Below are 17,718 nucleotides of genomic sequence, written 5' to 3'. Positions count from 1 at the left end.
ACATGGAAGAGGGAAAACACTATAAAACCAATCTCGGGACAGTTCAAGGCGGCGTCATATCGCCACTTCTAGCTAATATATTTCTTAATGAATTGGACTGGACTTTCGCGGAACATAAAATTCGCTTTGTCCGGTTCGCAGACGACTTCCTTCTTTTCGCTAAGACAAGCGAGGACATTGAAAAAGCTGCGCAGATTACAAAGTCAAAGCTGGAAGAACTGGGTCTCCAAATTTCGACCGAGAAAACGAGAATTGTGGACTTTCATGATGATGACTTTGACTTTTTGGGATTCACCTTTGGACATTGGAGGAAGCGAAAGAAAGACGGAAAGCCTTACTATACGGCTCAGCCTGAACAAAGTACGTGGAAAGATTTTCGGCAGAAAATTAAAGCGAAAACGAGAAAGACGTTAACGTTAAGCAAAGAAAAATGGCTGGAACAAGTCAATCCAATTATACGCGGAAAAGTGAATTACTTTCACACGATACACAAAGCTATACAGTTAAATGCCCAATATGGTATAGGCAGCCGTTGCTTCTATAAAACCTTTGGCAAAGAGTTGCAGGCCATTGACGGTTATATAAGGAAAAGGCTACGTGTAGCTATGATACATGACCATCCAAGCCAAAGAAAAGGATGGAAAATGACAAGAAAATGGAATAACGAATTTTTCGCGCGAATAGGCCTTATCCCTGCGTATTGGTATTTTTACCATAAAATTTACGGGTTTACGCTGGAAAGTTATATCCAGCGAATGAGCCAGACTCAACAAGCCAAACAGAAAAGAACCATAGCCAGAGCAAAAGAAAAAGGTCAGGAATATTTCAACCCTGACCGCATACGTAAAATGAATGCCGGGCAAAGATTTGCCACCGATTGATTTAATAATGTAACACGTTGGTAAGCCGTATGCCTTAATAGGGCACGTACGGTTTGATGAGGGGGTAGCCTTGAGAAAGGTTACCCTACTCTATAGTAAGTTGACAAAAAGTGAAGTTAAAAATATAATACATATGTAATATATTTTTAACTAATGAAGGAGAGGATGAATTGAAAGCTCAAAAAGGCAAATTAACGAATAATCTTTACTTGCTTAGGGCAGAGAAAAGATGGACACAAAAATATGTGGCTGAACAATTAAATGTGACGAGACAAACCGTCCATTCACTTGAATCAAACAAGTACAACCCCTCTCTTATATTAGCTTTTGAAGTAGCACAGCTATTCCAAATGAGAATTGATGACATTTTTACATACGAAAAGGAGGAAGAATAAATGTTTTTCTCATTTTTAATCGCATTCCTAATTATTATCGTCAGTATCTCCTATTATATTTGGTTTTCAGGTTATGAGGGGAAAGATGAAAGAGGAAGAAAAATTTTAGCGAAGTCCAGCCAGATTGCTTTTATTTTTATTCTGTTTGGTTTTGTCTTTCAAAGTTTTTATTTTCAATTTGGAAATCCAACTGTTGAAAAAGTACAAATGATGATATCCATATGGATGGCCCTGGTGTTTGCCAGTAATAGCGTCAGTATTGTGCTGTACCGGAAAACATTATGAAAATAATTAAGTATCGATAGTTCAACTAACGGGCGCGATTATGGGGTAGATGAGGACTATATAAGTTGCTTAAATAAAAAGACTTTCTTATTGCCATTGCATTACCAGGTTTGATTTTAAGCGGAATTGGAGCAATGGTGTCGATTTATCATTAGGTCGATTTCTGACCCCGAACGGTTGATTCTCGCCGCTTTCCGGTTGATTCCCGACCCCGACCGGTTGATTCTCGCCCCCGAACTGGTTGATTCCCGCCCCTGAACAGTCCATATCTGCCTCCGCACACAAAAAACCGGCACCAACCAATCATATGGTGATGCCGGCTCATGCCCTAGCGCCCCCTTTACTTTCGCAAAAATGCCATTTTAGGGGTTTATAAGTCTTGGTAATTTATTATTTCCCCTCCGTAATGTTTTACTAACAATGATTATAAGTATTAGTGTTGCTCTTATAGGTTCATTGTTCACGCGAAAAACAAATAGAAGCGGGTCTTGTTTTATATTAGCTAATACAACAAGCTGATAACTCTTCCAGAAACAGGCGTTTTAATTGAATAAGCTACATAATTAAAAGACCTTAAATATGCATCAATTTATAAAATGGCAGTATGTTTGGGGGCTTTTTATATACACCCCCACTGGTTGTGTTAAAGAGATAGTGATTGCGTGACCTACAAAAATCCCGTGCGTAAGAAGCGGGGGATAGTTACCATTCTGTCTACATTTTTCGGATAGGTTATTCATCATCCATTGTAAACTGTTGAAAGATGGTATTTCGTCTGTCTTGATAGACTTCTCGTCCGGCAAGCAGGTTTATGATTTGAATGTTCTTCTGAACGGCCAATCCCAAGTTGGTAGCTGCTGTTCCATGAGAATGCTCCAAATTAGTAAAGGTGAAAAAACGGTGGTCTCGCTGATCGGTAAACACGATTTGATAATCTCGGGTAACTTTATAATGGTCCTCGTCTTCCCACATAATTTTATCTTGAAAACGATCATAGAACCATGCAGGAATATGTGGTTTATACCCTGTTGCCAGGATAACCTTATTCGTTTCATAGTCAAAGGAATTTTCTTTTTGCCATTGATGACAACGCAATACATACTTGTCATTTTTTCTGCTTATGCTCTTCACTTCTGTATTTGGCTGGATGGTTACCGATTGTTTCGTTTGGCCAATTGTTTTATGGTAAAGCGTTTCGTATAATTCCATCAACGTCTGAGGATTAATCCCTTTTCTGAGCGTTCCTAATGTGTCCAATGTGTCGAGTCGCTGCTTAAAGCCAAGCGAATGAAAATAATCCACAAAATCGGGGGAAAAATACTCCTGGCCAAATTTAGCTTTTTCCAATTGAAATAGTCCACTAGAACGGGTAAATAACGTCAACTGAAATACTTTATTTTCCTGTTCTTTTAACAGATCCAGAAAAACCTCTATGGCACTCTGACCAGAACCTACTATTGTAATGTTAGGGGACTCAACTAAGTTTTCCTTTTCAAACAAGTACCGATCTGTATGTAAAACATCCTCTTTTGGCTGTCCTGTCATGGTGTCCAGTACCCAGGGTTCACTGCCAGTTGCCATTGTTATATTTTTGGTGAAGTATGAGAAACGCTTTTGGGTTGAGGCTTCTTCCACGACCACCTCATAGTGAGGCTCATCAGCTTCTTCATGGTCTATCACATCGACAACGTCATAACCGAAGTTGAGCTGTTCCAATTGACTTGCAACCCATTGTAAGTATTGGTTATATTCCTGACGAGGAATCTGAAACTTGTTAAAGAAATAGAACTGGTACAGACGATTTTGTTCATGTAGATAGTTGATGTAGGTGAACCGGCTTGTTGGATCAGCGAATGTGACAAGGTCCCCTAAAAAGGGGGTTGTCAAATTCATCCGTTCAATTAACATCCCGGGATGCCATTCAAACTTTGGCTTCTTATCAAAAAACATGCCATCAAGCTCAGGTGTATTTTCCAAAAGAGCCGCTAAGCCAAGATTATAAGGCCCTATACCAATCCCAATAATATCGTACAATTTGTCAGCCATTATTCCACTTCCCTCCGGACGAAATCTTCACATTATCATCCCCATTTCATAAGGTATTATGCTTCAATTAAATCGTCAATGTGTATTTCGCATTAAGCCCTACGATGGTGTCGAGGGAGGCGCCCGCGCGCTCGTGCAAAGCGGGAAATAGCTCGAGTGTAGAGTCAAAACGTTCCTGATTCAAACGAAATGTGGTCACACAATTTCGGTAAAGGTTAGGCAGTTTTAATTTCTTAATACTGAAGGGTTAGTTGAGGAGATGAATGAAAAGCTCTGAACAGCTTCTCCTGCGTCGAACAGCACACTGTTCAAGCGTGTTATAAGCTCGGTTAATAGGCGTGAGAATTTACCGTAATAGTCCGGCTGACGAAATCCTACCCGATGGGGTGGTGTAAAGCATGGTGCTTGGGTTGAACAAATAAATGCAATCACGGGTCTAGACGCTTTTCGAGTCTGTGACCGGATTTTATGCTCGATTGCTTAGTACTGTCTCATCTATTGGATGAATTGGAAGGGAACTCTCCCTTCCATTCATTTTTAATCCATCACTTATATTTCTCTTTATATGCCTTTGAATACTGATCAGCGGCAAAGATTGCGTCCGCAACTTCATCAGCTGTGACGTTAAATCCATTGTGAATCGTTTCGCCGTCAACTATTGCAGCCTCAGCTACCTTCATAATATCTTCCCTTGTGGCATCTTTTAGCTTAATATCTTCCAGTGTAACCGGCAGATCCAAGCTGATATAAAATCCGATATATCTTTCCATTTCTTCGAGTGAATGTTTTTCCAGTGCTAATTGGGCCAATGTACCAAAAGCAACTTTTTCACCGTGTGTTAAGTGATGAATTTCGCCATCAAGTGCTGTGAATCCATTATGAATAGCATGAGCCGCAGCCAAACCACCACTTTCAAAACCTAAACCACTAAGGAGCGTATTTGCCTCAATAATCTCCTCAAGTGCCGGGGTTACGACTTTCGCTTTTGCGGATTCATATGCCAAATGACCATATCTAAATAAGGTTTCTTCACATTTTTCAGCAATCGCCTTAGCAGCTATAGTGGTTGTTCCTCCCGCCTGGTTACTTCCACCAAAATTAATTACTGCTCTTGCTTCAATCCATGTGGCCATTGCGTCTGCTATACCCGATGTCAACAGACGTGGAGGTGCTTCTGAAATAACATGTGAATCCAAAAGAATCAAATTTGGATTATGATTATAAAAACGATATGATTCAAAAACACCTTCGTCCGAATAAACCACCGACAATGCACTTGTTGGGGCATCAGCAGACGCAGCAGTTGGTACAATAACGGTATAAGCGTCCAGCTCGTCTGCTATCGCTTTTGATGTATCTAATGTTTTTCCTCCTCCAACACCAACAACAATCGTTGCTCCTGCACCCTTGGCTTCTTTAGAAATCCGCTTAATTTCTTCATTTGAAGCTTCACCATTAAACAGAATTTCTTCTGAGGCTATGTTTTTCTTTTTCAGTGCATCTACAACTTTATGTCCAGCAATATCCCATACGGTTTCATCAGCAATAACAACCGTTTGACTTCCAATATCCTTCAGGTAGTCCCCGATTTTCTCGATTGCATTTTTCCCTTGTACATACTTCGCGGGGCTGATAAAAATTCTTTCCGACATATTAAACATCCTTCCCTCATGGTAATTTAGCGGAATGTAAAACTTGACCAATATATATAATTCCCTAATATGTATATTTTAATGTAACGATATCTTATGGATAAACGGTACCGGTGATTTCAATGAACGATACCACAGTAATAGGGAGGTAATAAAGCAATTTCCAAAATCAGTGGAAATAGTTGAAACAGCCAATTATCAAGCATGAATCCATTGGTTTTTGGGTTAGCCAAAGTATATGCTTCAAATTGGGCGGTATTTTTTTGATCCATTCTTTTGGATACATGAGTGTAAGCGTCTGCGGTAATTTGGTAACTACCATGACCTAATCGTTCTTGTATATACTTCATGTTTGCACCAGATTCAAGTAATAGAACAGTGTGTGTGACGTAAAGAATGAATTGGTAGTCAGAACGTTGAATTATGCGAGAAGGAAGCATTGAATAAGCAGTATTTTGGCATGAAATTGGATTTGACCACATGACAGGAACTCCTCCGCATGCTAAACTAATAGGTGAAACTTAATCAAGAAATCTGCATTGATGCAGGAGAGGTTCGAAACCATCCCTCTATAAAAAACTAGGGAGACAAGACAGTGTGCTTCTTAGTGCTGTCTTTTTTTGTGGGAATCTTTGGATCTCTTTCTTTATCAATAGGGAAAGGGGAAAGGAAATGGATAATCAAAATGCAGTTGTTGTTTTCAGCGGAGGTCAGGATAGTACGACATGCCTGTTTTGGGCGCTGAAGAAGTTCGATCATGTGGAGGTAGTGACATTTCAGTATGGACAGCGTCATATTGCGGAATTGGAATGCGCAAAAGAGATTTGTGCCAGATTAAACGTCCGTCAACATCAACTGGACATGGAATTGTTAAATCAATTGGCACCAAATGCCCTAACCCGTGAGAATATTAAAATCACCGATTATGAAGGAATGCCTTCAACGTTTGTGCCCGGGCGAAATTTATTGTTTTTATCTTTTGCCGCTATTCTAGGAAAACAACTAGGTGCCAAGCATATCATTACTGGCGTAAGTGAAACAGATTTCAGTGGTTATCCCGACTGCCGCGATAGTTTTATCAAGTCACTGAATGTCACGTTGAACTTGTCAATGGATGATCAGTTCGTCTTACACACACCTTTGATGTGGCAGGATAAGTCAGAGGTATGGGAATTAAGTGATCAGCTTGGTGCATTTGAGTTTGTTAAGGAGCATACGCTGACATGTTACAACGGAATCAAGGGAGAAGGCTGTGGGGAATGCCCATCCTGCAAACTCCGTCGTAATGGATTGGAGCAATATGAAATGCGTCGGAATGATGGGGTGGTAAAATGATTCAGCAAATTTATCCTGTTCCCGAACATAATTATGCGTTTGAACTGAATAAAGACTTTCACTTTTCCGCAGCCCATTATATTGCGGATGAGAATGCCGGGAATTGTCAGTATACCCACGGTCATACGTATTTTGCGAATATAACAATCGCTGGTGACACATTGGATTCCACAGGTTTTTTAATAGACTTTAAAACGATCAAAGATTTGATACATAAACGGTTTGATCACACCACATTGAATGAGGATTCAGCTTTTTCCAGTAATCAAGGTGCTTATTTTCCAACAACCGAGGTGGTAGCAAAAACAGTTTATGAGATTATCCAGACCCGTTTAGATACCTTGGAAAATAAACCTGTTTGCTTGCAGATTTTTTTGCGTGAGACCCCGTCAAGTTATTGCATCTATCGGCCTAAAGGGGGATCAGAACGATGAAAATACCTGTACTTGAAATTTTTGGTCCAACCATTCAGGGAGAAGGAATGGTGATTGGACAAAAAACTATGTTCGTTCGAACGGCAGGCTGTGATTATTCCTGTTCATGGTGTGATTCAAAATTTACCTGGGACGGGTCGGAAAAAGAAAAAATCAGGCTGATGGAGCCGGACGAAATTTGGCAGGAATTGAATGAGCAGACGGCTGGAAACTTTGCACATGTAACAATTTCGGGCGGCAATCCAGCTTTGCTTTCCGGGTTAGGTGCTTTTGTTGACCTACTACATGAAAACAAGATAAACATTGCGCTGGAAACACAAGGGAGCAGGTGGCAGCCGTGGTTCGCCAGCATTGACGAGTTAACTCTATCACCAAAGCCGCCCAGTTCCGGAATGAAAACTAATTTTTCCATCCTTGATGACATAATTGCTAAGCTGCAGGAAAAACAAAAAGGGTCATGCAGTTTAAAGATTGTTATTTTTGATTTGGCTGATTTAGCGTATGCGAAAGAAGTGCACTTTCGGTATCCGGATGTCCCCTTATTTTTACAGGTTGGCAATGACGATATCGAAAACGTGGATGATGATGGCCTTCTTCGTTATTTGTTGAATCGGTATGATTGGTTAGTGGATCAGGTAATGGACAGTCAGGAGTTGGTAAATGTTCGTGTGTTGCCACAGCTTCATACTTATTTATGGGGAAATAAACGGGGCGTGTGAATGGTGAATATATGCTAGTATCATCTACTTGGTGGAAAAACAGAAATGCGGACAGCTATGCCCGCATTCCTGTTTTTAATATTAATCCAGAAAAAACTACCTGTTTTTGGCTCTTCCATGTTTGAAAGTGGTCCAAGTGTCTATAGTTTTTTATTTGAATAGGTGAGTACTGTGTTGTGGTTGCTGACGTGTTTTTGGATCGATGTATGTTTTTGCGCTAGAAATAGCAATTGGCGCCTCTCCAAAGCCGGTCGCGATCAACTTTGTTTTGCCGTCATACGTATTAATATCGCCTACCGCATAGATTCCATCCATATTTGTTTCCATTCTGCTATTAACGACAATTGAGTTTTTTACAATATCAAGTCCCCAATCTTTAATTGGACCAAGCGAGGAAATGAAACCATAGTTGACAATTAGCGCATCAAGGTCGAGCGTTTCGGTTTCTTCACTTTTTGTTTTTTGAAGCATGATCTGTTGTATCGTTTCACCGTCCCCCACTAATTCAGCAGGAACATATGGCGTAAGAATGTGAACGGTTGAATTCATCAATTTATCCACACTGCTCTCATGGGCACGGAAGTTATGACGGCGATGAACGATACTGACATTTTTGGCAATCGACTCAAGTATTAGTGCCCAGTCAACCGCTGAATCACCACCTCCGCAAATAACAACATTCTGCCCTTGAAATTTGTTAAGGTCATCAACAAAATAATGCAGATTTTTCTGTTCATATTGATCCGCATTGTCTATTTTCAAGCGCCTGGGTTGAAATGCGCCGACACCCGCAGCTATAAGAACTGTTTTCGAATAATGAATACTCTCATCGGTAGCCAGTTCAAAAATACCGTCTTCATTCTTATGAATGTCCTGTACCGCTTGACCTAACACCACTGCAGGATCAAAGTAAAGAGCCTGTTTCTCTAATTCATCGACGAGATCTTGGCCACGCACACTAGGGATTCCGCCAATATCATATATATACTTTTCAGGATATAAAGCAGAGAGTTGTCCGCCGAGTTCAGGCATGCTTTCAATGATTTTAATGGACATTTGCCTCATACCTCCATAAAAAGCCGAAAACAATCCGGTAGGACCGCCTCCGATAATGGTTACGTCAAAAATGCTTTGGTCAGACATATGAATTCCTCCTGTTGGATTAATGTCCCGCAATTCTTCTCCTGCATCTAACAGCTACTTATCTAAACGACTGGAACCTTGATTAGCCGGCGGGATATCAGCATCTCTAATGGAATAACTTTTTTTATTGAACTTCTGCGTCTTATAACCCGGATGATCTTCCTTAAGCCATTTAAATAAAGATAACGTAACGATAATATAGATAAATAATATTGGAAAACCGGTTATGACTGCTAATGTTTGAAGTGCATCCAATCCATTGCCGTATAATAATATGACAGATACGGAACATAAAACGCCTCCCCAAAATAACCGAATCCACCTGGCCGGTTCTCTCACAGCTTTTGAATCAGCCAGCGAGACCGTTGAAAGCGTATAAGCAGCCGAATCAATCGTTGTAGCCAGGAAAATGAAACAAAAAACAATAAAGAACAGTAATAATAAGGTGCCGCCAATTGGAAGATTGTTGATCGTCGCAACGATGGCAGCGGGTGCTCCTTCCGCAGACATAATGTCCATAATTGGTACGATATTATTTAATTCATAATATAAACTGGTGTTTCCAAAAAATCCAAACGCAAGTAAGCATCCAACGGAACCGCCACCGCACATGGCAAGTACTAATCCTTTAATTGTCCGTCCCTTTGAGATTCTTGCGGTGAACATGGCCATATAGGAGGCAAACGCAAACCACCAGCCCCAATAAAATATTGTCCAATCTTGTGCAAAGGTGGATCCGCCAACAGCGTCCATAGGAAAACTCATGCGCATAAAATTATTTAACAGTAACCCAAGACTACCGACCATTTTATTAATGATAAATAGCGTTGGACCAAATACCAAAAATAAAAAGAGGAACAAAATATATAAATAAATGTTGATATCGCTAAGCACTTTTAACCCTTTTTGCAAACCAAAATATAGACTGCCTGAGAATATCAATGTCCAAACGAGGAGAATACCAACATCCAACCACAGTGATGGAGGAATAATCGTTACTTCGGAAATAGCCTCAGAAAGCATAGGAGTTCCTAAACCTAACGATGTTCCGACCCCTCCGACAATTCCAATCATAAAAAAAACGTCAATAGCTTTTCCTATCCATCCGTCAACCTTATCGCCAAGAACCCCCCGGCATGCTGAACTCAATTTTAAAGTTGGGATCTTCCGTACATGTACCGCATAAGCCAGCGCAATAGAAGGCAAACAATAGATCACAAACCCCATAAATCCCCAATGAAATATACCGTAAGTAGAGGCCCACTTAGCAGCTTCTGCACTATTTGGTTCGATACCAAAGGGGGGTGGTGAATTATAATAATGTGCCCATTCAATAAAACCCCAAAAAACAAGACTTGACCCCGCTGTCGCAGTAAACATCATGGCAATCCAACTCAAAACTGAAAACTCAGGTTTCGTATCTCCCAATTTAATATGTCCATATTTCCCAAACGCCAGATACAGTACAATTAGAAATACGATAAATGCCCCTAACAAATAAAAGGCTCCAAATTTTCCTGTAAGAAAATTTAATATCGTATTTAATAGCTGCGATCCTTTTTCTTGATTAATCAACACTGGGGCTATGATGAATGCGATAAGAGTTAGCGCTGAAAAAAAGACCGACTTACTAATTTTTGATTGTTCCAAAAGACTCCCCCCCATGTTTATAGTCCGGTCAATCGAAGCACTTTCATTACGCGAATAATAAAAATAAAGGAACCGTTGAGAGTATGGCTCAACGGTCTCAGGCTGTCTGCATCAATCACTTACGTCAAGCGCATCCAAAACCATATCCCGGAATTTATGCACGGCATGTTCGGTCGGTGAAAAGACGCCATGTTCAAATGCACGCGATTGCAAGCCGATTTGTTCACGTTCGACAAGTTCTACATCCTCGTTTCTAACTTGTTCAGCGAAGGCCACTTGCGTTTTCCGCTCTTCTGTCGGCTCTTCGTACTTTGAAAAATTGGTATAAACACCTAGTGTCGTCTCATGGTCAATTGGAATCATTTGAATGGTTGATAAGTTCCCTGGTCCGGGATAAATAGTCAACATTACATTCGGCCATATCCAATAAAAGCGGCCTTCCTGAACTTCAGCGCTGCCCATTGGTAAATCCAGCGCCTCTTTTCCTTTTTTCGTCTTCAGTTCTGATCCGTGTACACTGCAATTATTTCCATTAACGATGTGGTATTCGTCCAAATCCAATGTTGCCGAAAATCCAGGATGGGCAATTGGACAATGGTCGCATTCCAAGAAATTATCGATGAATGCTTTCCAATTACATTTGATGGTTCGTTTTTTAACGTCATTCACCTTCAATTCATCCAAAAAGTCAAATTGATTTAAATCCGTAAAGAAATCATCATAGGAATCCTCGAGTGATGGTGCGTTTGGATCCAAATTGACAAATACTAAAGACGATTTCGATGCAACTTGGATATGTCTTAACGAAAAGTCAGCAGGACAAAAACCCGGTACACCTTTAAAATTTGGCGCTTTATTCAATTCTCCGTTCAGATGAAACGTCCAACCGTGATAAGGACATTGTAAAATCTTCTTGTTTCCTGCTTCATTATCAATAAGTTTTGTCGCACGATGCGGACAGACATTATAAAACGCGTACAACTCGCCATCTTTACTCCTTGTAACAACAATTGGTTCACCGGCCACTTCTGCGGTGAAAAAGTCCCCGGGTTGACGAACATAACTTTCATGGCAAACATACTGCCACGACTTTGAAAAAATTTTTTCTTGCTCGGATTTTAAAATTTCCGGATCGGAATAAAAGCGATAAGGCAATGTTTGTGTGAGATTGTTCTCTGTGTTTGGGTTAGATTCATGTGATGGCATTCCAGTCACGCCCCTTTTGGTTAATATTTAAGCGCTTTCATAATTTGCTAAGCAAATATCATGCCAATACAAAAATGCTGTTTGCTCAACACTTTATGATTAAAATTGAGTTGCTTTACATTCGTGTTGAATTAAAAGCGGTTCAGTAATAATAAAATTATAAAAAGTAAAAATATATAGAAGATAAGGAACTGAATGTGCTACGATGAATAGTTACTACAACGGTACGTTCATTGTGCTTTGTGAGGCTTCTTATCCCTACGATTAAAAAAGAAACCAGAGGTGAGAGGATTGGCGAATGGATGGCATGGTGATGACTTTCTCGAAATCAATAAAGAAACACTTGAAAAAATAGTAAATCACTCCTCTGACGAAATTTTTGTGCTTGATGCAGACAAACGCATTGTTTTCGTCAATCAAAAGTGTGAAGAACATTACGGCGTAAAACCAGGTGACGTCGTAGGCAAAAACAATGCTGAGCTTGTTGAGAAAGGGTATTGGACTCCCTCTCTCGTTGACATCGTGTTTGAAAAAAAGCAACCCATTACCATACAACAATCCACATTTATTAAAAGTGAGCTAATAACCACAGCAGTGCCCATTTTAAATCGGGAAAATGACATTGAACTGGTTGTTTGTACATCACAAGAATTACAGCGATTCAAAACGTTAGAAATAACCAGCGAATCGATCTCTCAACAAAATAATGAACCAGAACACAATTTGATCTTTACTAGTGAAAAAATGAGGTATTTAATCAAACAAGCGAAAAAAGCTGCTGCCGTTAACTCTACGGTTCTTATTCAGGGGGAGTCAGGAACCGGGAAGGGATTGATTGCCAATCTGATTCATCAACAGAGCCACCGTCAAAACAATGAATTTCTAACCATCAACTGCGCAGCCATTCCCGAAGATTTACTGGAATCGGAATTGTTTGGTTACACATCTGGTGCTTTTACAGGTGCTAGAAATACTGGTAAAAAAGGGTTGATCGAATCTGCTAATCACGGCACCGTATTCCTTGATGAAATCGGTGATATGCCATTAAAACTGCAACCCAAACTATTGCAGCTTATCCAAGACCAGGAATTTATACCGGTTGGCGGACATGAAACAAAGAAAGTGGATGTCCGCATACTTGCGGCAACCAATAATAAACTTGATCAGCTTGTGGCGGAAAGAAAGTTTAGAGAAGATTTATATTACCGTTTAAATGTGATCGAATTGGAAGTCCCGTCTTTAAGGGAGAGGCCGGAAGATATCACCCCGCTCATTCATTACTTTCTGAACATATTTAATAAAAAGCATAAAGGCAGTCGATTAATTTCGAACGAGGCTATGAATCTGTTATCCAGTTATTCATGGCCAGGAAATATCAGACAGCTACAAAACATTATCGAACGATCGGTTATCATGGCTGAATCGATTATCCGAACGGAGGATTTACCCCCGTTCATCCGACATCATCAGCATCCGATGGTGCAAGCCCCTGTCCTTTATCACTTGGACCAGGCCCTTGAGGAAATCGAAAAAGATATGGTATTAAGATCCTATCAGCGATACACAAGTACAAGAAAGGTGGCAAGTGATTTAGGAATCAGCCAGACACGAGCGTCAAAATTAATCAATAAATACAAAGGATACTTGTCGACTTAGAGGGGCAAAAAGCTCTTCTTTTATATGAACGGTTTTTCAAGCCAAGCGCTACAGTGTAAGCCGAGAGATCGCAGGTATTTTGCCAGTTCAATAATTTTCTTGATTAATGATTGATTGATCATTCCCTTTACATTAAGGTGGATATTTGGATGGTCGGAAAGACTCTTTTTTCGATGGTAGTTATAGACTATATGCACTGCGATTTAATAGAAAAGGCTTCTGTCCAATCTGGACGGAAGCCTTTTCCTCTTAGTCAATATTCCGGTACAATCCAACGACTTTACCCAATATCGTTACATTATGATAAATGAGCGGATCCATCGTTGCATTTTCCGGCTGCAGCCGAACGTGATCTTTTTCCTTGAAAAACCGTTTGACGGTCGCTTCATCTTCATCTGTCATGGCAACAACTATATCCCCGTTCTGCGCATCATTCTGCTGTCTGACAATAACCATATCGCCATCAAGTATTCCAGCTTCTATCATACTTTCTCCTTCAATGATAAGGACAAACAGATTTTCTTCAGTGCTGCCAGAAACGGATCCCGGCAGCGGCACAAATTGTTCAATGTTTTCCACTGCAGTGATAGGGAGGCCTGCCGTTACTTTGCCGATAACAGGTGCATACCGTGCCTCCTCTCTTGGTATGTGGCTTTCATCAGACAAATCCAAGACCTCTATTGCTCTAGGCTTTGTGGGGTCCCGCCTAATATATCCTTTGCTCTCCAGCCTTGCTAAATGACCGTGAACCGTCGAGCTTGATGCGAGTCCCACTGCCTCAGCAATCTCCCTTACAGAGGGAGGGTAGCCCTTCTCATTTACCCGTTCTTTTATAAAGTCCAGAATCGCTTCTTGCCTTTTGGAGAGTTTTGTCATCTATTAAACACCTCATGAATAGGATTTATTACTAGAAGTTTAGCATGGTCAGCAAGAAAATGCAAACATTCGTTCGAAAAACAGTTGACAAGATCGTACGTTCGTATATAATGGTAAACAAAAGCGAACAAAAGTTCTTGCGTGCGAAAGGAGCAGATTTAAATGTTTGAAAAAATGACGAAAACAGATGTATTTTATCTGGTGGCATTCACCTTTGCATTAGGCTTTTTATACGTCGCTTTAATAACGAGTGCATAATACCAGAAGGGGACTTCGAATTGAAAGCAATCATATACTGCCGTGTCAGCACAGATAAATCAGCACAGGAAACATCACTAAACCGTCAAAAAGAGGAATTGATACAGCTTGCCGGACGCTATGATTTTGAAATTAGTGATCATATTGAGGAGCAAGCCAGCGGATATGAAATAGATCGAGACGGCGTTTTTAAAATGCTTGATTATTTTGCATCAGGCAGGGCTGACAGTCTGCTTATCCAGGATGAAACAAGACTTGGACGGGGGAATACTAAAATCGCTCTGTTCCATCAGCTGCAAAAAATGGGGGTCAGCATTTATACTGCGTTGCATGATGGGGAACTGGAATTGTCTGAATCGGATTCCATGGTCCTGCAAATTGTAGGCATAGTAGAAGAATACCAGCGAAAAATCCATAACGCCAAAATCAGACGAGGTATGAAGAAAGCGGTTGACAGCGGGTTTGACCCAAGCCAAAATTTGACAAACCGTGATAAGGCACCCGGAAAGGACCGTAAACAATTTCCGATAGAAGAGGTAGTTCGTTTAAGAAAGAATAATATGACGTTTGAAGAAATTGCCCAAACCCTAAAAGGCTTGGGGCATCCGGTATCTAAAGCAACCGTCCATCGAAGATATCAGGAATATCAAAAAACTTGATAATAGCTTCGGGGGAGCGTAATATGACATAATAGGAACAGCATCGTTGTCCCTATTTTTATTTTTTATTGGCTCCAGGAGGTTTAACATGATATCAAAAGAAAAACTGGAACGCATAAATGAGCTGGCGAAAAAGTCTAAAGAGGAAGGTCTGACAGTAAAAGAGCAGACCGAACAAAAAGCTTTGCGGGAAGAATATTTGCAAAATGTGCGAAAGTCGTTTAAAAATCAGCTAAAATCCATGACCGTGAAAGATCCTGAAGGCAATGATGTTACACCTAGGAAAGTCCGGGATATGCAAGAGAGAAATAAAAAAAATTAAAACGCTGTATTCATGCTTGTTGCAGAACTAGTTTCGTTATAGAATTAGGAAGGATATAAAAATCACGAATGGAAAGGGGTATCACTTTGTCGCAATATACTGAGCAGCTATCGATCAATACAATCCGAACACTGGCAATTGATGCGATTGAAAATGCAAATTCCGGTCATCCCGGCCTGCCAATGGGGGCCGCACCAATGGCATATACATTATGGACCGATTTTATGACCCATAACCCTAAAAACGCCAGCTGGTTTAACCGGGATCGTTTTGTTCTGTCAGCAGGTCATGGCTCGATGCTTCTGTATGGGCTCCTGCACCTGTCCGGCTACAATGTAACGATGGATGATCTGAAATCTTTCCGCCAGTGGGGATCCATAACCCCAGGGCATCCGGAAGTGCACCATACAGATGGCGTGGAGGCTACAACTGGACCACTTGGACAGGGAATCGCCATGTCGGTTGGAATGGCTATGGCTGAAGCACATCTGGCGGCAACATACAATAAACAAGACTTTTCTATTATTGACCACCATACATATGCACTTGTGAGCGATGGTGACCTGATGGAGGGAATTTCTCATGAGGCGGCTTCATTGGCAGGTCACTTGGGGCTTGGCAAGTTAATTGCTTTGTATGACTCCAACGATATTTCGCTGGACGGAGAGTTGAACCGTGCGTTCTCCGACAATACAGAAGAGCGTTTCAAGGCATATGGATGGCAGGTATTACGGGTGGAAGACGGCAATGACCTGAATGAAATTCGAAATGCGATTACAAAGGCTAAAGAAAATACACAACAGCCTACATTAATTGAAGTAAAAACAGTCATTGGATATGGATCACCTAACAAATCCGCTTCGGCAGCGTCCCACGGGGCTCCGCTCGGTGAAGATGAGGTGAAATTAACGAAAGAGCATTATGAGTGGTCTCATGATGCATTCCATGTTCCAGATGAAGTATATAAGGATTTCCAGGCTAAAACAGAAACAAAAGGTGCTAAGGCTGAAGAGAACTGGAGCAGCTTATTTGAAAGCTATAAGGAAAAATATCCTGAAGCAGGTGCTGAACTTGAACGTGCAATAAATGGGGAGTTGCCTGAAGACTGGGATAAAAATCTCCCTGTATATAGCACGGAAGAGGATGCAAAAGCAACACGTGCTACCTCCGGTGAAGTCCTGAATGAAATTTCGAAGTCCGTCCCGTACTTTTTTGGCGGGAGTGCAGACCTCGCAGGGTCCAACAAAACCACTGTCAAAGAAAAAGAGGACTTCTCCCGTAAAAATCATGCTGGCAAAAATATCTGGTTCGGTGTCCGAGAATTTGCAATGGCTGCTGCAGTCAATGGCATGGCACTCCACGGCGGAGTTAAGCCATATGCAGGCACATTTTTCGTGTTTAGTGACTACTTGCGCCCGGCATTGCGGCTCTCAGCCATTATGAACAACCCAGTCACCTATGTCTTTACACATGATTCCATTGCTGTCGGAGAGGATGGCCCAACCCATGAGCCAATTGAACAGCTCCCATCTCTTAGGGCAATGCCAGGTCTGTCGCTCATCCGCCCGGCTGATGGCAATGAAGTGCAGGCTGCATGGCGATTGGCACTGGAATCGAATGATAAGCCAACTGCCCTTGTACTGACAAGACAAGGTGTACCTGTACTTGAAGGAACAAAGGACCAGGCATATGAAGGTGTCAAAAAAGGCGCCTATACAGTAAGCAAATCAGAAAAAGACACCCCTGATGCACTGCTGCTGGCGTCGGGTTCAGAGGTACAACTTGCTGTCAGGGCCAAAGAGGCGCTAAAGGAGAAAAATATTGATGTGAGCGTCGTCAGTATGCCATCATGGGACAGGTTTAATCAGCAGGATCGTTCGTATAAAGACAGTGTTCTCCCTCCTGACGTGAAGAAGCGACTTGCAATTGAAATGGCTGCTCCATTCGGCTGGGAAAGATATACAGGCGATGAAGGCGATATATTGGCCATCGATCAGTTCGGAGCCTCAGCTAAAGGTTCTAAAGTTGTGGAAGAATATGGATTCACTGTTAACAACGTCGTGAAGCGGGTAGAAGCACTTCTCGGCTGAATGATTATGACAAAAGTGACTTCCTTTACAGGGAGGTCACTTTTTTGTGCGACGGGCAGTCGCACCTAGTGTAGATTACTACACTGAACTAACTTTTAAAGGATTGGAGTA

18 protein-coding genes and 1 riboswitch are annotated in these 17,718 nt (G+C 41.2%); of the genes, 10 read left to right on the top strand and 8 right to left on the bottom strand.

Features of this window, described 5'->3' with window-relative positions:
* The 3 genes from ACFSUO_RS11215 to ACFSUO_RS11205 all read left to right on the top strand — a co-directional run.
* Positions 1-881, top strand: an 881-nt coding sequence (locus ACFSUO_RS11215; protein ID WP_382394098.1) for a reverse transcriptase domain-containing protein, incomplete at its 5' end; no start/stop codon positions are given.
* 170 nt (positions 882-1,051) lie between these two features.
* Positions 1,052-1,276, top strand: coding sequence for a helix-turn-helix transcriptional regulator (locus tag ACFSUO_RS11210; RefSeq protein WP_382394096.1), 225 nt, complete (start codon positions 1,052-1,054; stop codon positions 1,274-1,276).
* Complete coding sequence (locus ACFSUO_RS11205; protein ID WP_382394094.1) at positions 1,277-1,561, top strand: hypothetical protein; 285 nt, start codon at positions 1,277-1,279, stop codon at positions 1,559-1,561.
* An 87-nt stretch (positions 1,562-1,648) separates the two neighbouring features.
* Here ACFSUO_RS11205 and ACFSUO_RS11200 read toward each other — a convergent pair whose 3' ends face one another.
* From ACFSUO_RS11200 to ACFSUO_RS11185, 4 genes are all read right to left on the bottom strand, one after another.
* Entirely contained in the window at positions 1,649-1,828 is a 180-nt protein-coding gene (locus ACFSUO_RS11200; RefSeq protein WP_382394092.1) for a hypothetical protein, read from the bottom strand.
* Positions 1,829-2,293: 465 nt separating this feature from the next.
* The gene (locus ACFSUO_RS11195; protein ID WP_382394090.1) at positions 2,294-3,607 is read right to left on the bottom strand and encodes a lysine N(6)-hydroxylase/L-ornithine N(5)-oxygenase family protein; all 1,314 of its coding nucleotides are present in this window, start codon (positions 3,605-3,607) and stop codon (positions 2,294-2,296) included.
* Positions 3,608-4,152: 545 nt separating this feature from the next.
* Complete coding sequence (locus tag ACFSUO_RS11190; protein WP_382394088.1) at positions 4,153-5,259, bottom strand: glycerol dehydrogenase; 1,107 nt, start codon at positions 5,257-5,259, stop codon at positions 4,153-4,155.
* Positions 5,260-5,378: 119 nt separating this feature from the next.
* Positions 5,379-5,741: a hypothetical protein gene (locus tag ACFSUO_RS11185; RefSeq protein WP_382394086.1), complete on the bottom strand. Its 363-nt coding sequence runs from the start codon at positions 5,739-5,741 to the stop codon at positions 5,379-5,381.
* 62 nt (positions 5,742-5,803) lie between these two features.
* A riboswitch (PreQ1 riboswitch) is annotated at positions 5,804-5,848 on the top strand.
* Positions 5,849-5,931: 83 nt separating this feature from the next.
* Between ACFSUO_RS11185 and queC the strand changes: the two genes are divergently transcribed.
* From queC to queE, 3 genes are read left to right on the top strand one after another with little or no spacing between them, the layout of a single operon-like run.
* A complete protein-coding gene (gene queC / locus ACFSUO_RS11180) occupies positions 5,932-6,594 on the top strand; it encodes a 7-cyano-7-deazaguanine synthase QueC (protein ID WP_382394084.1) in 663 nt (220 codons plus the stop codon).
* Positions 6,591-7,028 carry a 6-pyruvoyl trahydropterin synthase family protein gene (locus ACFSUO_RS11175; RefSeq protein ID WP_382394082.1) on the top strand — a complete coding sequence of 146 codons (438 nt, stop codon included), beginning with the start codon at positions 6,591-6,593 and terminating at the stop codon, positions 7,026-7,028. The genes queC and ACFSUO_RS11175 overlap by 4 nt, the downstream gene beginning before the upstream one ends.
* Positions 7,025-7,747 carry a 7-carboxy-7-deazaguanine synthase QueE gene (gene queE, locus ACFSUO_RS11170; protein ID WP_382394080.1) on the top strand — a complete coding sequence of 241 codons (723 nt, stop codon included), beginning with the start codon at positions 7,025-7,027 and terminating at the stop codon, positions 7,745-7,747. The genes ACFSUO_RS11175 and queE overlap by 4 nt, the downstream gene beginning before the upstream one ends.
* Positions 7,748-7,897: 150 nt before the next feature.
* Here the strand turns inward: queE and ACFSUO_RS11165 are convergent, their stop codons facing one another.
* The 3 genes from ACFSUO_RS11165 to ACFSUO_RS11155 all read right to left on the bottom strand — a co-directional run bounded on the left by ACFSUO_RS11165 (position 7,898) and on the right by ACFSUO_RS11155 (position 11,746).
* Positions 7,898-8,890, bottom strand: a complete 993-nt coding sequence (locus ACFSUO_RS11165) for an NAD(P)/FAD-dependent oxidoreductase (protein ID WP_382394078.1) — start codon at positions 8,888-8,890, stop codon at positions 7,898-7,900.
* Positions 8,891-8,944: 54 nt separating this feature from the next.
* Positions 8,945-10,540, bottom strand: coding sequence for a BCCT family transporter (locus ACFSUO_RS11160; protein ID WP_382394076.1), 1,596 nt, complete (start codon positions 10,538-10,540; stop codon positions 8,945-8,947).
* 111 nt (positions 10,541-10,651) lie between these two features.
* Entirely contained in the window at positions 10,652-11,746 is a 1,095-nt protein-coding gene (locus tag ACFSUO_RS11155) for an aromatic ring-hydroxylating oxygenase subunit alpha (protein ID WP_382394074.1), read from the bottom strand.
* A 291-nt stretch (positions 11,747-12,037) separates the two neighbouring features.
* On the opposite strand from ACFSUO_RS11155, the gene ACFSUO_RS11150 reads away from it, so the two are divergent.
* Positions 12,038-13,402, top strand: coding sequence for a sigma-54 interaction domain-containing protein (locus ACFSUO_RS11150; RefSeq protein WP_382394072.1), 1,365 nt, complete (start codon positions 12,038-12,040; stop codon positions 13,400-13,402).
* A gap of 249 nt (positions 13,403-13,651) precedes the next feature.
* Here the strand turns inward: ACFSUO_RS11150 and lexA are convergent, their stop codons facing one another.
* The gene (lexA, locus tag ACFSUO_RS11145; protein ID WP_382394070.1) at positions 13,652-14,278 is read right to left on the bottom strand and encodes a transcriptional repressor LexA; all 627 of its coding nucleotides are present in this window, start codon (positions 14,276-14,278) and stop codon (positions 13,652-13,654) included.
* Between the two features lie 278 nt (positions 14,279-14,556).
* Here lexA and ACFSUO_RS11140 point away from each other — a divergent pair, with 278 nt between their 5' ends.
* The 3 genes from ACFSUO_RS11140 (at position 14,557) to tkt (ending at position 17,607) form a co-directional block, all read left to right on the top strand.
* Positions 14,557-15,195, top strand: a complete 639-nt coding sequence (locus ACFSUO_RS11140) for a YneB family resolvase-like protein (RefSeq protein WP_382394068.1) — start codon at positions 14,557-14,559, stop codon at positions 15,193-15,195.
* 88 nt (positions 15,196-15,283) lie between these two features.
* Positions 15,284-15,517 carry a DUF896 domain-containing protein gene (locus tag ACFSUO_RS11135; protein ID WP_382394066.1) on the top strand — a complete coding sequence of 78 codons (234 nt, stop codon included), beginning with the start codon at positions 15,284-15,286 and terminating at the stop codon, positions 15,515-15,517.
* 86 nt (positions 15,518-15,603) lie between these two features.
* Positions 15,604-17,607, top strand: coding sequence for a transketolase (gene tkt / locus ACFSUO_RS11130; RefSeq protein ID WP_382394064.1), 2,004 nt, complete (start codon positions 15,604-15,606; stop codon positions 17,605-17,607).
* The last annotated feature ends 111 nt before the right edge of the window (positions 17,608-17,718 follow it).

The organism is Lentibacillus juripiscarius (genome assembly GCF_042685205.1).
Taxonomy (GTDB): domain Bacteria; phylum Bacillota; class Bacilli; order Bacillales; family Amphibacillaceae; genus Lentibacillus; species Lentibacillus juripiscarius.
The sequence above is the reverse complement of the archived record's forward strand: the minus strand, read 5'-3'. Positions and strand labels throughout refer to the sequence as shown.

Bases quoted from the DNA above. Each gene is read 5' to 3' on its own strand.
- queC (WP_382394084.1), top strand. From the start codon at position 5,932: ATGGATAATCAAAATGCAGTTGTTGTTTTCAGCGGAGGTCAGGATAGT.
- ACFSUO_RS11200 (WP_382394092.1), bottom strand. From the start codon at position 1,828: ATGGACTGTTCAGGGGCGGGAATCAACCAGTTCGGGGGCGAGAATCAA.
- lexA (WP_382394070.1), bottom strand. From the start codon at position 14,278: ATGACAAAACTCTCCAAAAGGCAAGAAGCGATTCTGGACTTTATAAAA.
- ACFSUO_RS11195 (WP_382394090.1), bottom strand. From the start codon at position 3,607: ATGGCTGACAAATTGTACGATATTATTGGGATTGGTATAGGGCCTTAT.
- ACFSUO_RS11155 (WP_382394074.1), bottom strand. From the start codon at position 11,746: ATGCCATCACATGAATCTAACCCAAACACAGAGAACAATCTCACACAA.
- ACFSUO_RS11205 (WP_382394094.1), top strand. From the start codon at position 1,277: ATGTTTTTCTCATTTTTAATCGCATTCCTAATTATTATCGTCAGTATC.
- ACFSUO_RS11185 (WP_382394086.1), bottom strand. From the start codon at position 5,741: ATGTGGTCAAATCCAATTTCATGCCAAAATACTGCTTATTCAATGCTT.
- ACFSUO_RS11175 (WP_382394082.1), top strand. From the start codon at position 6,591: ATGATTCAGCAAATTTATCCTGTTCCCGAACATAATTATGCGTTTGAA.
- ACFSUO_RS11135 (WP_382394066.1), top strand. From the start codon at position 15,284: ATGATATCAAAAGAAAAACTGGAACGCATAAATGAGCTGGCGAAAAAG.
- ACFSUO_RS11165 (WP_382394078.1), bottom strand. From the start codon at position 8,890: ATGTCTGACCAAAGCATTTTTGACGTAACCATTATCGGAGGCGGTCCT.
- ACFSUO_RS11190 (WP_382394088.1), bottom strand. From the start codon at position 5,259: ATGTCGGAAAGAATTTTTATCAGCCCCGCGAAGTATGTACAAGGGAAA.
- queE (WP_382394080.1), top strand. From the start codon at position 7,025: ATGAAAATACCTGTACTTGAAATTTTTGGTCCAACCATTCAGGGAGAA.